Genomic DNA, 17,405 nt, shown 5'->3' on the forward strand with positions numbered 1-17,405 from the left:
CGCGAGCAGGCTCACTCCTACAGGGTTTTGTGTTCACTCAGATATCTGCGGCCCAGCGCAAATCCACTGTGGGAGCGAGCCTGCTCGCGAAAGGGCCGGCACATCCAGCATCAGTGTCGCCTGACACTCCGTCTTCGCGAGCAGGCTCACTCCCACAGGGTTTTGCATTCACTCAGATATCTGCGGCACAGGGCAGATCCACTGTGTGGAGCTTGCTCGCGAAGGGGCCGGCGTTGACTACAAAGATCTACAGCCCCAGACACAACAAAGCCCGCACAAGGCGGGCTCTGTTCTGACGCGTTCCGGCCTCAGAAGCGAAACACTTCCATATCGGTACGAATCGGCGAAGCCATCGGAATCTTTGGCTGCTTCTCGGCGTCGGTCGCCGGCGCTGCGGGTTTCGGTGGCGCTTTGCGCGGTGCCTCGGCCACGGGTGGCTGGTTGGCCAATGGCTTGAGCGCTACCGACAGTTGCTCGGCCAGCCGCTGCAGCAAAATCCCTTGGGCCTGCACCTGCGAAGCGGTGCTGCCGGCGTGCAGCTCCTGCAAATGAATGATGCGGTTATCACGCACCTGACCACGGCGGTCGATCAGACGCCACTGCGCATCGAGAATCGCCGGTTGTTTCTGCCCGGAATCCAGACGCGTGATGGTCAGCAACACTTGCACATCCGGGGTGAAACCAGTCGTGGCAGGTGCCAGCACCACACGCTGGCTATCCAGATGACCGGCGACCTGCCGCATCAGCAATTGATCGATATCCGACGAAAGGCTGCCCGCCCAGCGACCGTCGGTCGCCGCTTGCAGGCTGCCGTCCGGTTGGCGTTGCAGCAGCGTCTCGCGTTGCAGGTAATCGGCAACGACTACCGGCCCCAGCAAAACCGCCATGCCCGCGCTTTGCGCAGGCTGAACCGGACTTCCGCTGTCCAGCTGATACAGCGACACCGGCTGGTGAACGCTGCAACCCGCCAGGCCCAGAACGCCGGCGAGCAACAAAATAAGGGGGCGTAGAGCAGTCATCATCCCGTCCAGGTGGCCGCCACAAGGCTGACCACAGTGAAAATACTCAATAAATATGAAGAACGCTCGGCCACGCCGGCGCTTGAAAGGCCATATCATCCGTGAATATGCGTTCCGACTCCAGCGCCAAAGCGTCGATCTACGCGTTAAATCGTAGATCGACGCCTCTGGAAGGGCGTTCTCGCCTAATTGAGGTTTTCGACGAGCAGCGCATCCACCCGCTGGAAGCCCCTCGGCAGCTTGTTGCCACGTCGCCCACGCTCACCTTTGTAGTGTTCGAGGTCGTCGGCCTTCAGCGACAGGGTCCGTTTGCCAGCCTGCAACACCAGGGTGGCGCCTTCCGGCAGGACTGCGATGTCCGTGACATATTCTTCGCGGCTGGCCACGCGCTCACCGGAAATACCGATGATCTTGTTGCCTTTGCCTTTACCTAATTGTGGCAGATCGCTGATTTTGAAGATCAGCAGGCGACCTTCGGTCGTGACCGAGGCCAGCCAGTTGTGTTCGCGGTCGGCGACCGGGCGCGGCGCGATGACCTTGGCGTTGTTCGGCAAGCTCAACAGGGCCTTGCCGGCCTTGTTCTTGGCTTGCAGGTCTTCACCTTTGACCACGAAGCCGTAACCGGCATCGGAAGCGATTACGTACAGCGAATCATCTTCCGGCATCAGCACGCATTCGAAGCTCGCGCCCGGTGGCGGCGTCAGACGACCGGTCAACGGTTCGCCCTGGCCACGGGCCGACGGCAACGTGTGCGCGGCGACCGAATAACTGCGACCGGTGGAGTCGATGAATACGGCAAACTGGTTGGAGCGCCCCGCTGCCGAGGTCTTGAAGCCGTCGCCCGCCTTGTAGGAGAGGCCGGTGGCGTCGATGTCATGGCCCTTGGCCGAACGTACCCAGCCTTTTTCCGACAGCACGACGGTAACTTTCTCGTTCGGCAGCAGATCGTGTTCGGTCAATGCCTTGGCTTCGGCGCGCTCGACGATTGGCGAACGGCGGTCGTCGCCATAGGTTTCGGCGTCTTTGAGCAGTTCGGTGCGCACCAGCTTCTTCAGCTTGGACTCGCTGCCCAGCAGGGCTTGCAGCTTGGCTTGTTCCTTGAGCAGTTCGTCCTGCTCGTCGCGCAGCTTCATCTCTTCCAGTCGCGCCAACTGGCGCAGACGGGTATCGAGGATGTAGTCGGCCTGAATCTCGCTCAGGGCGAAACGCTCGATCAACTTGGCTTTCGGGTGTTCCTCGGTACGGATGATGTGAATCACTTCATCCAGATTGAGGTAGGCGATCAGCAAACCGTCCAACAGGTGCAGGCGGCGCTCGACCTTGTCGAGGCGAAATTGCAGGCGGCGCCGCACGGTCAGCACGCGGAATTCCAGCCATTCGACCAGCAGCGCGCGCAGGTTTTTCAGCTGCGGCTTGCCGTCCAGACCGATGATATTGATGTTGACCCGGTAGGTCGACTCCAGCTCGGTACAGGCAAACAGATGCTGCATCAGCGCTTCGTGGTCGACGCGGCTGTTGACCGGGATGATCACGATGCGGCACGGGTTTTCGTGGTCGGATTCGTCGCGCAGGTCGGCGATCTGCGGCGCCTTCGACGGTTTGGCCTGCATCAGCGCGGCAATCTGCTCCAGCACCTTGGCCCCGGAGACCTGATGCGGCAGCGCGGTGACGATGATGTCGCCGTCCTCGACGTGGTACACGGCGCGCATGCGCACCGAGCCCTTGCCGGTTTCGTACATTTTCAGCAGGTCGGCGCGCGGCGTGATGATTTCCGCTTCGGTCGGATAATCCGGGCCTTGAATATGCTCGCAGAGCTGCTCGACCGTGGCTTTCGGCTCATCGAGCAGACGCACGCAGGCAGTGGCGACTTCACGCAGGTTGTGCGGCGGCACGTCGGTGGCCATGCCCACGGCGATGCCGGTGGTGCCGTTGAGCAGAATGTTCGGCAAACGCGCCGGTAACACCAACGGCTCCTGCAGGGTGCCGTCGAAGTTCGGGCCCCAGTCAGCCGTGCCCTGACCGAGTTCGCTGAGCAACACTTCGGAATAACGCGACAGCCGCGCTTCGGTGTAACGCATGGCGGCGAAGGACTTCGGATCGTCCGGCGCCCCCCAGTTGCCCTGGCCATCGACCAGCGTGTAGCGATAGCTGAACGGCTGCGCCATCAGCACCATCGCCTCGTAGCACGCCGAGTCGCCGTGGGGGTGGAACTTGCCGAGCACGTCGCCGACGGTACGCGCCGATTTCTTGTGTTTGGAATCGGCATCCAGCCCCAACTCGCTCATGGCGTAGACGATACGCCGCTGTACCGGTTTCAGGCCGTCGCCAATATGTGGCAGCGCGCGGTCCATGATCACGTACATGGAGTAGTTGAGGTAGGCACTTTCGGTGAAGTCAGCCAGCGAGCGGCGTTCTACGCCGTCCAGGCTGAGATCAAGGGGATTGCTCATGCAGGCCTCATCGGTTCGTTGTCTGGCGCAGCAGCATGGTGCCACCGCGCTGAGTAAATTCAAGTCTGTTCAGGGCGCTCATGCCGAGCAGCACCTGATCGCCCTGCAGCCCCGGCGCCACCAGTGCGCGCACATCCCGCAGCACAATGTCGCCCAGTTGCAGGCGGGCAATTTTCGTTCGGTAGCCCTGGCTCAGGCCGTTGGCCGTACTCAGGGTCACACCGAAACCTTCTTCAAGCTTCAAACGTTTGGCCAGGTCTGCCGGGATCGACACATCGGTGGCGCCGGTGTCGAGCATGAACTCCACCGGCTCGCCGTTGATCTGGCCGCTGGCGACAAAATGCCCTTGGGCATTGCTTGCCAGTTTCACCTCGATAAAACCTTCGCCCTGCTCCGACGTGACCACGATATTCGGATTCTGCTGACGCTGCTCCCACTGACCGAAAAACCGGGTCGCCAGAAACAACGCCGCGCACCAGGCCAGGATCATCAGCACCCGACCGGCGCGCTTGCCCGGCGGCTGCTGGCTCATGGCTTGACGCTCCAGCCACCGTCCGGCGCGGCAAAGCGCCAGACCACCGGGCGTACCTCACCGTCGGCACGCGGCCCGAAATTATTGTCGACGCCAATCCATGCCCCTTCGGCATCAATGACCAGCGCTTCTTCCAGCCCGTAGTTCTGCGCGTAACGGCGGTTGGCCTGTAACAGTTCGGCGGCATACGACCAGCATTGCTCGACCTTGGCTGTCTGTGCATCGCGTCGACAAATCTGAAAAGCGTTGCGTTCAAGGGTAAACAATTTGCCGTTAAACAACGAAATATCAGAAAAGTCCCGGTTGACCGCTCTGGCCTTGGGGAACTGCGGCGGCTGCTTCTCCTTGCCGCCCTCACTGAGCAGCACACAGCGACCGTCGCAATCCCACACCGTCTGCTGACGCTTGATCAGCAGCAATCCACGGTTTTGCCGTTCGGCAGCCAGCCACATCTGATCGCCCGCCGGGTTCACCGCCAAGCCCTCGAAGATCGCATTGAAGTGCAGAAGCATGCCGCTCGCCCGCGCCTCGCGAACCAGCATCGGTGAAATCTTCAGCCAGTTTGCCGGGCCGCTGACCGGCACCTGCAACACCGCCGCATGGGCTTCACTGACGATGTAGCGATTGCCCGCGCTGTCGCAGCTGATGCCTTCGAAATCCAGATCGCCACCGCGAACGAACGACGCCGCCCACGTGCGCGAATTCAAGCCCCAGGGCAAACCGCTGTCCGGCACTGGCGGCGCGTCGATGCGCACCGTTTCGGCCTGCCAGACCTGATCGCGGGTATCGAGCCGGTAGATCTGCTCGTCATCGCGATCGGAGACTGTCCACAATTCGTTGCCGCACAGCGCCAGGCCCGACAGGTTGCCGCCGCGCATGCCGTCGACCGGGTGCCCGGAGAGCAAGCGCAACTCCTGCAGCGGTTCGGCCGACACGCTCATCGCACTCAGCAGCAACGCAGCCACCAAGGCCCAGCCAAATTGCATCAGGCCAGCACCTCGGCGAGGTTACCTTTGGATTCGAGCCAGGATTTGCGGTCGCCGGCGCGTTTCTTCGCCAGCAGCATGTCCATCATTTCCGAGGTTTCGGCAAAGTCTTCGCCCAGGGTCAACTGCACCAGACGCCGAGTGTTCGGGTCCATGGTGGTTTCGCGCAACTGCGGCGGGTTCATTTCACCCAGACCTTTAAATCGGGTGACCTGCGGCTTGCCGCGTTTCTTTTCGGCCACCAGACGGTCAAGAATGCCGTCACGCTCGGCTTCGTCGAGGGCGTAATAGATTTCTTTGCCCAGGTCGATGCGGTACAGCGGCGGCATCGCCACGTAAACGTGACCGGCATCCACCAGCGGGCGGAAGTGCTGGACGAACAAGGCGCAAAGCAGCGTGGCGATGTGCAGACCGTCGGAGTCGGCGTCGGCGAGAATGCAGATCTTGCCGTAGCGCAGTTGGCTCATGTCCGCAGCACCCGGATCGACGCCGATGGCCACGGCGATGTTGTGCACTTCCTGGCTGGCGAGCACTTCGCTGCCGTCGACTTCCCACGTATTGAGGATCTTGCCGCGCAACGGCAGGATCGCCTGGAATTCCTTGTCCCGCGCTTGCTTGGCCGAACCACCGGCGGAGTCACCTTCGACCAGGAACAGCTCGGAACGCATCGGGTCCTGCCCGGCGCAGTCCGCCAGTTTGCCGGGCAGTGCCGGGCCCTGGGTGACGCGTTTGCGCTCGACTTTCTTGCTCGCCTTGAGGCGCCGGCCAGCGTTGTTGATCGCCAGTTCGGCCAGGGCCAGGCCGGTTTCCGGGTTGGCGTTGAGCCACAGGCTGAACGCATCCTTGACCACACCGGAGACGAACGCCGCCGCTTCACGGGATGACAGGCGCTCTTTGGTCTGCCCGGAGAATTGCGGTTCCTGCATTTTCATCGACAGGACGAAAGCGATGCGCTCCCAGACGTCTTCCGGCGCCAGCTTCACCCCGCGCGGCAGCAGGCTGCGGAATTCGCAGAATTCGCGCATGGCATCAAGCAGGCCCTGACGCAAACCGTTGACGTGGGTACCGCCCTGCGCCGTCGGGATCAGGTTGACGTAGCTTTCCTGCACCGCGTCGCCGCCTTCCGGCAACCACAGCAGCGCCCAGTCGACCGCTTCTTTATTACCGGCAAAGGCGCCGCAGAACGGCTCGTCCGGCAGGCGCTCGAATTCACTGACCGCATCGACCAGATACGAACGCAGGCCGTCTTCGTAGTGCCACTCGACCTTCTCGCCGGTGCCTTTGTCTTCAAAGCTGACCAGCAGCCCCGGGCACAACACAGCTTTGGCCTTGAGCACGTGCTTGAGGCGGCTGATGGAGAATTTCGGTGAATCGAAGTATTTAGGGTCCGGCGCAAAGTACACGCTGGTACCGGTGTTGCGCTTGCCGACGCTGCCGACGATTTCCAGCTCCGAGGCCTTGAAGCCGTCATTGAAGGTCATCTGGTATTCGTTGCCGTCGCGCTTCACCCGCACCCGGACTTCCGTCGACAGGGCGTTGACCACGGAAATACCCACCCCGTGCAGACCGCCGGAGAACTGGTAGTTCTTGTTGGAAAACTTGCCGCCCGCGTGCAGCTTGGTCAGGATCAGCTCGACGCCGGACACGCCCTCTTCCGGGTGAATGTCGACTGGCATGCCACGGCCGTCGTCGCTGACTTCCAGCGAGTGGTCGGCGTGCAGGATGACCTGCACCGATTTCGCGTGACCGGCCAGGGCTTCGTCGACACTGTTGTCGATGACTTCCTGGGCGAGGTGGTTCGGCCGACTGGTGTCGGTGTACATGCCGGGGCGTTTGCGCACCGGGTCGAGGCCCGAGAGGACTTCGATGGCGTCGGCGTTATAAGAACTAGCGCTGGGAGTGGCCATAAGGTCTCGTCGTCAGTCATTCATGAAAGAGGGGCAAGACTTCACAGCGTGGTGAAATCGATTGCCTGATACATATCGGCAGCCATGCCGGCAAAACTCAGCAACGCCGGCAATTGCCCGGCAAAGCCCTGGAAACTGTGGTCGCCGCCCGCCTGGATACGCAGGGCACAGGCGCGGTAATACTGTTGGGCGAGGCGATAATCCAGCGTTTCATCGCCGGTTTGCAACCAGACCTGATAACGCCGTGGATCCTGCGGTGCCGGCACTTCCAGTTCGGCCAGGGCCGTGACGTGGTCGTGGGTCAATTCCCAGGTTTCATCGGTGTAGAGGTTTTTCTGCGTGCCCAGATAACCATCGAACATCCGGTGCGGGCTGACCGCCGGGTTGACCAGCAGCGCTTTCAGGCCATGGCGCTCGGCCAGGTGAGTCGCATAGTAGCCGCCGAGTGAGCTTCCCACCAGCAGCGGACTGCCCAGCTCGGCAATCGCTTGCTCCAGCTGAGCGATGGCTTCGCGCGGATGATGATGCAGGGCCGGCACCCGCAGTTGCTCGCTCAAGCCCAGCCGCTCCATCACCGCGACCAGCTGACAGGCCTTCTTCGAGGCCGGCGCACTGTTGAAACCGTGGATATAGAGGATCGAACCGGACATTTGAGCTCCCTGGCTGTCGGCGAAAGATAGCGGAGTTTACAGGGAGTCAGCGAATTCGGGGGTGTTTGTGCGGACGCCATCGCGAGCAGGCTCACTCCTACAGTTGATCGCATTCCCCTGTAGGAGTGAGCCTGCTCGCGATGGCCGCGACGCGGTCTTCAATAACCGTTGGAGCCGTAGTCGACGGTGAACTCGAATCCGGTAACGCGCTCGACCCCGGTTTCCAGCCGTCCATCCGGCAAAAGCCGCAACCAGCGATACCCCGGCGCCTGCTCGCCGACCTTGAAGTCCACACTCCCCGGCTCGAACTGAATGCAGGTCGAAGGCGAAGCCATCAACCTCACGCCGTTGCGCTCGCGATCAATCTCCTGATGCACATGCCCCCACAGCACCGCGCGAACCTGTGGAAAGCGATCCAGTACTTCAAAGAAGGCTTCAGGATTGCGCAGACCAATCGGCTCCATCCATGCGCAACCGATCGACACCGGATGATGGTGGAAGCACACCAGATGATGACGCTCCGTTGCTTCGCTCAATGAGCGGGCCAGCAATTGCAGTTGGTCGTCCTGCAAATACCCCGGAACCGAGCCCGGCACGGCCGAATCCAGCAACGTCACACGCCAGTTGCCAATATCGACAACCGGCTCCAGCAACGCGCTCTGCACCGCCGCCTCGGCCATAACCATCGGCTCGTCGTGATTGCCCGGAATCCAGCGCGCCGGGGCCTCGATCTGCGCGCTTATCTGGCGGAAGGCCTGGTACGACGCAAGCGTACCGTCCTGGGAAATGTCGCCGGTGGCCAGCACCAGATCAATCTGTGGCTGTTGCGACAACACCAGATCGATGACCTTTTGCAGGCTCTCGCGCGTTTTCAGGCCCAGCAGTTTGCCGTCCGCTTCAGCGAACAGGTGGCTGTCGGACAACTGCACCAGCAGCGCCGGGTCGGCGGTGGTCAACGTGGACACGCTCGGCAAGGCGTTCTCCCAAGGCAAAAGCACGGAATCGATCAAGTGCGGCAATTATGCTGGGCGATGACTCAAAGGGGAAAGCATCGAACCGGACGCAGTTCACAACTAGCGAACGACTTCGTACTCGTGCCCCAATGCCAGGCAATGACTCAGCCACTCCCCCAGGAACAGATTGAGCTGAGCTTTTTCATCCGGCTGGTGCATGGCCGCGTTCGGGTAAGGATAGATGCCGCGAAAGCGTCGTGCATGTTCGGCGCTGACCACTTCGGCCATGCGCGCGTCGTGATAGACCTGCACTTCCAGCTGCGGCACCGGCAACCACGGCAGGCTGTGTTCCTGACGCACCTGCAAGGTCGTGGTGTACGGGCAGGTTTGCAGCACTTCGAGGGCCAGCACGCCGAGCATTTGCTCACCCTGAGTCACGGCGATGCGCCGGGCCTCGGGGTCGTTGCGCATGTCCGGCAGCAGTCGCATCAGGCGCGCGTAGTTGGCCTCGCAGGCGGCTTGCAGCCCCACAAGGTCAACCCGATAACGATCGCGCAGCCTGTTTACGACCATAGCCCCCTCACTTCGGCGCGGTTCAGCGCCAGCCACTGCAAGGCGATGATGCTCGCCGCGTTGGCAATGCGTCCGTCGCGGACCGCCTGCAAGGCATCTTCAAATGCCCAGACCGTTACGCGAATGTCCTCTGCCTCTTCTTCCAGCCCGTGCAAACCGCCGACGCCGTCGGTGCTGCAACGCCCCAGATACAAATGCACAAACTCATTGCTGCCACCGGGCGACGGGAAGTATTTGGTCATCGGCCACAACGCTTTGATGTCCAGCCCAGCTTCCTCCTGCGCCTCGCGGTGAGCAACTTCTTCCGGTTGTTCATCCTTATCGATCAGACCAGCAACCAGTTCGACCAGCCACGGGTTGTCGGCCTTGCCCATGGCGCCGACGCGAAACTGCTCGATCAGCACCACTTGGTCGCGCTGCGGATCGTAAGGCAGCACGCACACGGCATCGTGACGCACGAATATTTCACGGTTGATCTCGCGGCTCATGCCACCGGCGAACAACTCATGGCGCAGGTGCACACGGTCGAGCTTGTAAAAGCCCTCGTAGCATTTTTCGCGCCGCACGATATCGACGGCGGTCGGAATGGCGTTGGCAAAATCGGTCATAAGCATCCTCTTTACTGCACATCCATTACGAGGTTGCTGGGTGCGACCGGCAACCTCGACTTCGCGCCATCCTAACGCGCCCGCACCGTTTGATGCAGCCCCTTTACCGTCAGCGGGATGGACGGTGACGGCGAAACCCACTCTAATTAGCTTAGTGGCGAACTGACTGCTTCGTTGAGAGTCGAAGCGGTAACTTTTTGCCTTCCCCTGCTTTCGAAAGGACGCCCATGTCGCTTTTCAAAATTGCCTCCGTGGCTGCCATCGCCCTGACTCTGGGCGCCTGTGCCAGTCTGTTCCAGCCCAACTACCGTACGCCGCTGGAAACCACCCGCGACGCTTCGGAACAGCTCAAGCCCGGCTGCTCCAATGCAGATTGCCCGTTGGTGAACATCGATACCCTGCGCTTCCCGGACGAACCGGCACTGGACGGCATCATCGAAAAACGTCTGCTGCAAATGACCCGCACCGAGAAGAACGCCCCGGTGGCACCCACCCTGGCCGCCTACCGCGAGCAGTTTCTGGCCAGCGCCGGCCCACGCTACAGCAGCTACCTGCAAGCCAAAGTACGCGAGCAGCATGACGGACTGGTGATCATCGAGTTGTCGAGCTACCTCGATACCGGCGGCGCCCATGGCACACCGGGCCGCGGCTTCATCAACTATTCGCGCCAGCAGCACAAGGTGCTGAACCTGTCGGACATGTTGCTGCCGGGTCAGGAAGAAGCGTTCTGGAAAGCCGCGCAGGTGGCGCACAACAGCTGGCTGATCAGCACCAAGCTCGATCAGGAAGCGGAGTTCGTGGCGAACTGGCCCTTTGTGAAAACCGCGAACGTGGCGCTGACCTACGGCGGCGTGATCCTCAAGTACGACGTGACCACCATTGCGCCTTACGCGCTGGGCCACGTCGAATTGAAGATTCCTTATCCGCGCCTGAACGGCATTCTCAAGCCTGAGCTGTTTCCCGGCCGTAACTGAAGGCTCGGCCCAGCACTAGCTGCAACAGCCCTGCCAGCACCAGCGCCGGCAGGGTTGCACCCACATCTGGGTACAGATTCGCCAGCAAGTGGTAAGTGCTTACGCCACCGAGCCACGCCAACAACGCCGGCCAGCGCAATGCGGCTGACGCCACCTGAGCACTGCGCTTGCGCAGGATAAAGTGATCGACCAGCACCACGCCGAACAGCGGTGCAAACACCGAGCCGATCAGCAGCAGGAAGTTCTGGTACTGCGCCAACGGCGCCAGCAGTGCGATCAGCGTGCAGATCATGCCGATGGCCAAGGCCAGGTGCTCGACTTTCAGGCGCAAGAGCATCCCGCTCGACACCGCCGCCGAGTGAATATCGGCGAAAGCGTTTTCCGACTCGTCGAGCAGAATCAGCAACAACGGAATCCCCAGACCGGCGCCAGCCAACGCCAGCAACAGCGCATTGACTTCACCGCTCGGCGCGAACGCCAGGGTGTAGGCAACGCCAAGGCTCATCAGCCAGAAGTTACCGATGAAGAAGCCGACCGCCGTGCCACCAAACACGTTTCGCGCGCGCTTGCCGAAGCGCGAATAGTCGGCGATCAGCGGCAGCCACGACAGCGGCATGGCGATGGCGATGTCGAAACCGACGGCGAACGGCATCGAACCGTCACCGGCGCGCGCCCACAGTGCAGCGAGGTCGGCTTTGGCGAACAGGTTCCAGGTCAGCCACAGACACGCGGCCAGCAGCAGCCAGATGCCCCATTTGCGCAAAATCTGCCGCACGAAAGTCAGCGGGCCGCTCACCGCCAGCAAGGTTGCCAGCGCACCGAAGAACAGCGTCCACAGGATCGGGTTCGCCCACAGCGAACCTTCGCTGAACGCACGAGTGCCGAGCAGGCTGGCCGCGTCACGCATGACGATGATTTCGAACGAACCCCAACCGATCAATTGCAGCAAGTTAAGCAGCGCCGGCAGGCTCGCGCCGTGGCGGCCAAGGCTGAGTTTCAGCGCGGCCATCGACGACAGGCCGGTATCGCTGCCGATCACGCCGACAGCGGCGAGCAGCAACACGCCAACCAGCGTGCCGAGGAAAATCGCCAGCAGCGAACCGGACAGGCCCAGACCGGGCGCAAGCAGGGCGCCGGTCTGCAACACCATCAGACCGATGCCGAGGGAGAACCACAGGGAAAACAGATCGCGACCGCCAAATACGCGTTTGTCGGCGGATACGGCGAGGTCGGGAGAATAAGTGTCGGGTTGATTGCTCAAGGGTGGTATCTCAGAGGAATATTTTTGTCATTGGGATCTCTGGTGTCTGTTCTGACGCCTTCGCGAGCAAGCCCGCTCCCACATTGGGCCTCCTGTGAACACACATTTTCTGCGGGCAACTGGATTCAAATGTGGGAGCGGGCTTGCTCGCGAAGAGGCCAGTCCAGGCACCATCGAAACAGCTGCAAGCCGCAAGCGATACACAGACCGGCTCTCCTCTTGCAGCTTGTAGCTTGTAGCTTGTAGCTTGTAGCTTGCCGCTTACACTTTCTTATAAAGCTGACTACCTTCCTGCTTGAACCGCTCGGCCTGTTCCGCCAGGCCTTTGGCGACATCCACGTCGACCGCGTCAATCCGCTGGTTGGCCGCGTATTCACGGACTTCCTGGGTGATTTTCATCGAGCAGAACTTCGGCCCGCACATCGAACAGAAATGCGCGACTTTCGCCGAATCCTTTGGCAGGGTTTCGTCGTGGTACGAGCGGGCGGTGTCCGGATCGAGACCGAGGTTGAACTGGTCTTCCCAACGGAATTCGAAGCGTGCCTTGCTCAAGGCGTTGTCGCGGATCTGTGCGCCCGGATGTCCCTTGGCCAAGTCCGCCGCATGCGCTGCGATCTTGTAAGTGATGATCCCGGTCTTCACGTCATCCTTGTTCGGCAGGCCCAAGTGCTCCTTCGGCGTCACGTAGCAGAGCATCGCGCAACCGAACCAGCCGATCATCGCCGCACCGATGCCGGAGGTGATGTGGTCGTAACCCGGCGCGATGTCGGTGGTCAGCGGGCCGAGGGTGTAGAACGGCGCCTCGTCGCAGCACTCCAGCTGCTTGTCCATGTTCTCCTTGATCAACTGCATCGGCACATGGCCGGGGCCTTCGATCATGCATTGGACGTCATGCTTCCAGGCGATTTTGGTCAGTTCGCCAAGGGTCTCCAGCTCGCCGAATTGCGCTTCGTCGTTGGCGTCGGCAATCGAGCCCGGACGCAGCCCGTCGCCCAGCGAGAAGCTGACGTCGTAGGCCTTCATGATTTCGCAGATTTCGTCGAAGTGGGTGTAGAGGAAGTTCTCTTTGTGGTGCGCCAGGCACCACTTGGCCATGATCGAGCCGCCACGGGAAACGATGCCGGTCACGCGCTTAGCGGTCAGCGGCACATAGCGCAGCAGCACACCGGCGTGGATGGTGAAGTAGTCGACGCCCTGCTCGGCCTGCTCGATCAGCGTGTCGCGAAACAGCTCCCAGGTCAGGTCTTCGGCCACGCCGTTGACCTTTTCCAGGGCCTGATAGATCGGCACAGTACCGATCGGCACCGGCGAGTTGCGGATGATCCACTCGCGGGTTTCGTGAATGTGCTTGCCGGTGGACAAGTCCATCACCGTGTCCGACCCCCAGCGAATGCCCCAGGTCAGTTTCGCCACTTCTTCTTCGATGGACGAACCCAGCGCGCTGTTGCCGATGTTGCCGTTGATCTTCACCAGGAAGTTACGGCCAATGATCATCGGTTCCAGTTCGACGTGGTTGATGTTGGCAGGAATGATCGCGCGACCGCGGGCGATTTCTTCGCGGACGAACTCAGGGGTGATTTCTTTCGGGATGCTCGCGCCGAAGCTGTGGCCGGCGTGCTGCTGCTTCAACAGGCCGGCTGCGCGGGCCTCTTGCAACTTCATGTTCTCGCGGATGGCGACGTATTCCATCTCGGCGGTAATGATGCCTTTGCGCGCGTAGTGCATCTGGCTGACGTTGGCCCCTGCCTTGGCCCGGCGCGGATTGTTGACGTGGGCGAAACGCAGTTTGGTCAGCTCGGCATCGGCCAGACGCTGCTGGCCGAAGTTGGAGCTCAGACCGGGCAGACGCTCGGTGTCGCCACGGTCGTCGATCCACGCCGAGCGCACATCGCCCAGGCCTTTGCGCACATCGATCACCACGTTCGGATCGGTGTACGGGCCAGACGTGTCGTAGACAGTGACCGGCGCGTTGATTTCGCCGCCAAAGTCGGTCGGGGTTACATCCAGGCTGATTTCGCGCATCGGCACGCGGATGTCCGGGCGCGAGCCCTGAACGTAGACTTTTTGCGAACGGGTGAACGGCTTGACCGATTGCTCGTCGACCTTGGCCGAGTCACTGAGGTTGATCGCGTTTTTTTCTTTTGTCGTCATCACGGGCTCTCCAGACAGCATCCAGCAGTGGATTGTCGGAGCAGAACCTGAAAGGCACGGACGCACCAGGGCTGGTGCTGTGCATTCGTCATGAGCGTTCGATTGTCGAACAATATCCCGGACGAAGCACAAGAGGACTCGCCGGGTGACGAGAAATCTTGTTCCCTACGCAGGCGCTAACCTGATCAGGTTCAACGGGATCCGAAATTATTCGATCTCAGCCTCATAGCAAGGCACCCCGACAAGAACCCGGCCAGTCTAGACACAACCGACCCGGAACGCCAACACCGCAGCGAACGCCATGATGAATGGCGTAAATACAGGGCTTGCCCGATTGTTGCCGGCCTAATGCACAACTACACTCGCTTTGCCCTGCCCGCGCCTTGACGCTGCACGGGCCGCGCCTTACCTTTGGCGCCCGGATTACTTCCATAATATTAATGCTAGGGATCGCCTCATGCTGCGCAAACTCTCACTGGCTATCGCCGTGTCTTGTGCGTCCAACGCAATGGCCTGGGCAGCGGAAGCGCCCCTGTCGACCAAAACCGATCTGGTCAGCGTCTATCAGGAAGCGGTCGACAACAACGCCGACCTGGCAGCCGCCCGCGCCCAGTACGGCGCGCAGAAAGAAGTCGTACCCCAGGCCCGCGCCGGTTTGCTGCCCAACCTCTCTGGCGGCGCCGAAGTCGCCGACGTGCGCACCTCGATCGATCAGCCGTCGGCCATCGCCAACCGCAGCGCGCATTCTTATCAAGCGACGCTGGCGCAGCCATTGTTCCGCGCCGATCGCTGGTTCCAGTATCAGGCCGCCAAGGACGTCAACGAGCAGGCTGCGCTGCAACTCTCGGCGACCGAACAGAACCTGATCCTGCAGACCGCTGAAAGCTATTTCAACGTGCTGCGCAGCCAGGACAACCTGGCCTCGACCAAGGCCGAAGAAGCCGCGTTCAAGCGCCAGCTCGACCAGTCCAACGAGCGCTTCGATGTCGGCCTCTCGGACAAGACCGACGTGCTGCAATCGCAAGCCAGTTACGACACCGCACGAGCCAACCGCATCGTCGCGCAGCGTCAGGTCGACGACGCCTTCGAAGCGTTGATCACCCTGACCAACCGTCAGTACAACTCGATTCAGGGCATCGTGCACACCCTGCCGATCCTGCCGCCGGCCCCCAACGATGCGAAATCCTGGGTCGACACGGCGGCGCGGCAGAACCTTAATCTGTTGGCCAGCAACTATGCGGTCAGCTCCGCCGAGCAAACCCTCAAGCAGCGCAAGGCCGGCCATTTGCCGACCCTCGACGCGGTGGCCAAATACGAGAAAGGCGATAACGACGCCCTCGGTTTCGCCAACCCGAACTCCTTCGGCGCGCCCTACGGCGGCAACGTCGAACAGAGCACCCTGGGCCTGCAACTGAGCATCCCGATCTACAGTGGCGGCTTGACCAGTTCGCAAGTGCGTCAGTCTTATGCGCAACTCGATCAGAGCGAGCAGCAGCGTGAAGCCCTGCGGCGCCAAGTGGTGGAAAACACCCGTAACCTGCACCGTGCGGTGAACACTGACGTCGAGCAGGTGCAGGCGCGCCGCCAGTCGATCATTTCCAACCAGAGCGCGGTGGAAGCCACGGAAATCGGTTACCAGGTGGGGACGCGCAATATCGTGGATGTGCTCGATGCGCAGCGCCAGCTGTACACCTCGGTGCGCAACTACAACAACACCCGTTACGACTACATTCTCGACAACCTGCGTTTGAAGCAAGCGGCGGGGACGTTGAACCCCGGCGACTTGCAGGACCTGACCCGCTACCTGAAGGCCGACTACAACCCGGACAAGGACTTCCTGCCGCCGGACCTGGCGTCAGCAGCCGAGGCGCAGCTAAAGGCCCGGCCATAAAAGTCTGGAATGAATCCCCTGTGGCGAGGGGACTTATCCCCGTCCGGCTGCGCAGCAGTCGCAATAGCGGTGGACACGGTTTTTCTGAATCACCGCGTTGAATGGTTTTAGGGCTGCTTCGCAACCCAGCGGGGATAAATCCCCTCGCCACAGTAATATTCCAAGCGACTATTGAATCAGCCGACCCAAACCATCCAGTAGGCGCTGCAACGCGCCCTGATTGCGGCGCATCACCGCCAGCCCGGCCTCGGCCATGCGTTGCGCATCGCGCGGCAATTCGAACAAGCGCTGCACTTCAACCGCCAGCCCTTCGGCATCATCAACTTCAACCAGCGCCCCGCCGTCTCGCAACTGCGCAGCGATGTCGAGGAAGTTGAACAGGTGCGGGCCGCTGAGCACCGGTTTCGCCAGTGCAGCGGGTTCGAGCAGGTTGTGCCCGCCATTGGGCACCAGGCTGCCGCCGACAAAGGCGCTGTCCGCCAGCGCATACAAAAACAACAGTTCGCCCATGGTGTCGCCAAGCAGGACCGAAGTCTGCGCATCGACATTGACACCCGTCGAGCGCCGCACCGTGGCAAAGCCTTCGCGCTGGCAGACGTCGAACACCGAATCGAACCGCTCCGGATGGCGCGGCACCAATATCAGCAACGCGTCCGGATGGTTGGTCAGCAAGCGACGATGGGCGTCGAGCACCACTTCGTCTTCACCCTCGTGGGTGCTGGCGGCGATCCACACTGGACGTTCCTGTGCCTGCCATTGGCTACGCAATTGCGCAGCGCTTTGGAGCAGTTGCGGATCGATGGTCAGGTCGAATTTGATCGAGCCGGTCACTTCAACCGTCTCGGGGCGCGCGCCGAGGTCACGAAAACGCTGCGCCTCGGCTTCGGTCTGCACCGCCAGAAAGCTCATCTCGCCGAGCATCGGCGCGGTCAGCTTGTTGAATCGGCCGTACCCTCGGGCCGACCGTTCGGACAACCGACCGTTGGCCAGTGCCACGGGAATCCCGCGCTTGGCACACTGATGAATATGGTTAGGCCACAGCTCGGTCTCCATGATCACCGCCAGCGTTGGCTTGACCCGATCAAGAAAACGCGCCGCCGCGCAAGGCAAGTCATACGGCAGATAGCAGTGCTGAATGCGCGGCTCGTTGGCGAACAGTGCCTGAATCCGCTCCGAACCGGTCGGTGTCATGCAGGTCACCGTGATCGGCAGTTGTGGATAACGTTGCAGCAAGCCACGGATCATTGGCGCTGCGGCGATGCTTTCGCCGACCGACACGGCGTGCACCCAGATGCCGCCAGGTTGCAGCGGCGGCATGCCGTAGGTGAAACGTTCGCCAATCCGTTTGGCATAGGCCGGCGCCTTGCGCGCGCGCAGCCACAGCCGAATCGCCACCAATGGCAGCCCCAGGTAAAACAGCGCGGTGTAGAGAGTTCTATTCATGGCGGCG

Annotated in this window: 14 protein-coding genes and 1 riboswitch; of the genes, 2 read left to right on the forward strand and 12 right to left on the reverse strand. The window is 61.5% G+C overall.

Annotated features, from left to right (window positions below; translation table 11 throughout):
• Positions 1–308 precede the first annotated feature (308 nt).
• The 9 genes from HU765_RS07315 to HU765_RS07355 form a co-directional block, all read right to left on the reverse strand.
• Positions 309–1,019: an ABC-type transport auxiliary lipoprotein family protein gene (locus tag HU765_RS07315; protein WP_186549367.1), complete on the reverse strand. Its 711-nt coding sequence runs from the start codon at positions 1,017–1,019 to the stop codon at positions 309–311.
• A 185-nt stretch (positions 1,020–1,204) separates the two neighbouring features.
• A complete protein-coding gene (gene parC, locus HU765_RS07320) occupies positions 1,205–3,469 on the reverse strand; it encodes a DNA topoisomerase IV subunit A (RefSeq protein WP_186619558.1) in 2,265 nt (754 codons plus the stop codon).
• A 7-nt stretch (positions 3,470–3,476) separates the two neighbouring features.
• Entirely contained in the window at positions 3,477–4,001 is a 525-nt protein-coding gene (locus HU765_RS07325; RefSeq protein WP_186619559.1) for a TIGR02281 family clan AA aspartic protease, read from the reverse strand.
• On the reverse strand, positions 3,998–4,987 hold the full coding sequence (locus tag HU765_RS07330; protein WP_186619560.1) for an esterase-like activity of phytase family protein: 990 nt from the start codon (positions 4,985–4,987) through the stop codon (positions 3,998–4,000). Before HU765_RS07330 ends, HU765_RS07325 begins: the two co-directional genes overlap by 4 nt.
• A complete protein-coding gene (gene parE, locus HU765_RS07335; RefSeq protein ID WP_186619561.1) occupies positions 4,987–6,894 on the reverse strand; it encodes a DNA topoisomerase IV subunit B in 1,908 nt (635 codons plus the stop codon). The genes HU765_RS07330 and parE overlap by 1 nt, the downstream gene beginning before the upstream one ends.
• A gap of 41 nt (positions 6,895–6,935) precedes the next feature.
• Positions 6,936–7,544: a YqiA/YcfP family alpha/beta fold hydrolase gene (locus tag HU765_RS07340; protein ID WP_186619562.1), complete on the reverse strand. Its 609-nt coding sequence runs from the start codon at positions 7,542–7,544 to the stop codon at positions 6,936–6,938.
• Positions 7,545–7,702: 158 nt separating this feature from the next.
• Positions 7,703–8,518, reverse strand: a complete 816-nt coding sequence (gene cpdA / locus HU765_RS07345; protein ID WP_186619662.1) for a 3',5'-cyclic-AMP phosphodiesterase — start codon at positions 8,516–8,518, stop codon at positions 7,703–7,705.
• Positions 8,519–8,617: 99 nt separating this feature from the next.
• A complete protein-coding gene (locus HU765_RS07350; RefSeq protein WP_186619563.1) occupies positions 8,618–9,070 on the reverse strand; it encodes a DUF1249 domain-containing protein in 453 nt (150 codons plus the stop codon).
• Complete coding sequence (locus HU765_RS07355) at positions 9,061–9,678, reverse strand: NUDIX domain-containing protein (protein WP_071174399.1); 618 nt, start codon at positions 9,676–9,678, stop codon at positions 9,061–9,063. Before HU765_RS07355 ends, HU765_RS07350 begins: the two co-directional genes overlap by 10 nt.
• 227 nt (positions 9,679–9,905) lie before the next feature.
• Here HU765_RS07355 and HU765_RS07360 point away from each other — a divergent pair, with 227 nt between their 5' ends.
• Positions 9,906–10,652: an RsiV family protein gene (locus HU765_RS07360; protein ID WP_186549385.1), complete on the forward strand. Its 747-nt coding sequence runs from the start codon at positions 9,906–9,908 to the stop codon at positions 10,650–10,652.
• Here HU765_RS07360 and cytX read toward each other — a convergent pair.
• Complete coding sequence (gene cytX, locus HU765_RS07365; RefSeq protein WP_186619564.1) at positions 10,621–11,913, reverse strand: putative hydroxymethylpyrimidine transporter CytX; 1,293 nt, start codon at positions 11,911–11,913, stop codon at positions 10,621–10,623. The genes HU765_RS07360 and cytX overlap by 32 nt on opposite strands.
• 261 nt (positions 11,914–12,174) lie before the next feature.
• On the reverse strand, positions 12,175–14,064 hold the full coding sequence (gene thiC, locus HU765_RS07370) for a phosphomethylpyrimidine synthase ThiC (protein WP_186619565.1): 1,890 nt from the start codon (positions 14,062–14,064) through the stop codon (positions 12,175–12,177).
• Positions 14,065–14,209: 145 nt separating this feature from the next.
• Positions 14,210–14,315, reverse strand: a riboswitch (TPP riboswitch).
• Between the two features lie 206 nt (positions 14,316–14,521).
• Here thiC and HU765_RS07375 point away from each other — a divergent pair.
• Positions 14,522–15,955 (forward strand): TolC family outer membrane protein, encoded by a 1,434-nt coding sequence (locus HU765_RS07375; protein ID WP_186619566.1) that lies wholly within the window; start codon positions 14,522–14,524, stop codon positions 15,953–15,955.
• Between the two features lie 168 nt (positions 15,956–16,123).
• On the opposite strand, the gene waaA is transcribed toward HU765_RS07375, so the two are convergent.
• Complete coding sequence (gene waaA / locus HU765_RS07380; RefSeq protein ID WP_186619567.1) at positions 16,124–17,398, reverse strand: lipid IV(A) 3-deoxy-D-manno-octulosonic acid transferase; 1,275 nt, start codon at positions 17,396–17,398, stop codon at positions 16,124–16,126.
• Positions 17,399–17,405 lie beyond the last annotated feature (7 nt).

Origin of the sequence: Pseudomonas sp. SWRI81 (genome assembly GCF_014268545.1) — a bacterium.
GTDB lineage: Bacteria > Pseudomonadota > Gammaproteobacteria > Pseudomonadales > Pseudomonadaceae > Aquipseudomonas > Aquipseudomonas hamedanensis.

Excerpts from the sequence above, each read along its gene's own strand:
- HU765_RS07340 (WP_186619562.1), bottom strand. The coding sequence starts at position 7,544 with ATGTCCGGTTCGATCCTCTATATCCACGGTTTCAACAGTGCGCCGGCC.
- parE (WP_186619561.1), bottom strand. The coding sequence starts at position 6,894 with ATGGCCACTCCCAGCGCTAGTTCTTATAACGCCGACGCCATCGAAGTC.
- waaA (WP_186619567.1), bottom strand. The coding sequence starts at position 17,398 with ATGAATAGAACTCTCTACACCGCGCTGTTTTACCTGGGGCTGCCATTG.
- HU765_RS07360 (WP_186549385.1), top strand. The coding sequence starts at position 9,906 with ATGTCGCTTTTCAAAATTGCCTCCGTGGCTGCCATCGCCCTGACTCTG.
- HU765_RS07355 (WP_071174399.1), bottom strand. The coding sequence starts at position 9,678 with ATGACCGATTTTGCCAACGCCATTCCGACCGCCGTCGATATCGTGCGG.
- parC (WP_186619558.1), bottom strand. The coding sequence starts at position 3,469 with ATGAGCAATCCCCTTGATCTCAGCCTGGACGGCGTAGAACGCCGCTCG.
- HU765_RS07375 (WP_186619566.1), top strand. The coding sequence starts at position 14,522 with ATGCTGCGCAAACTCTCACTGGCTATCGCCGTGTCTTGTGCGTCCAAC.
- HU765_RS07350 (WP_186619563.1), bottom strand. The coding sequence starts at position 9,070 with ATGGTCGTAAACAGGCTGCGCGATCGTTATCGGGTTGACCTTGTGGGG.
- thiC (WP_186619565.1), bottom strand. The coding sequence starts at position 14,064 with ATGACGACAAAAGAAAAAAACGCGATCAACCTCAGTGACTCGGCCAAG.
- HU765_RS07330 (WP_186619560.1), bottom strand. The coding sequence starts at position 4,987 with ATGCAATTTGGCTGGGCCTTGGTGGCTGCGTTGCTGCTGAGTGCGATG.
- HU765_RS07325 (WP_186619559.1), bottom strand. The coding sequence starts at position 4,001 with ATGAGCCAGCAGCCGCCGGGCAAGCGCGCCGGTCGGGTGCTGATGATC.
- HU765_RS07315 (WP_186549367.1), bottom strand. The coding sequence starts at position 1,019 with ATGACTGCTCTACGCCCCCTTATTTTGTTGCTCGCCGGCGTTCTGGGC.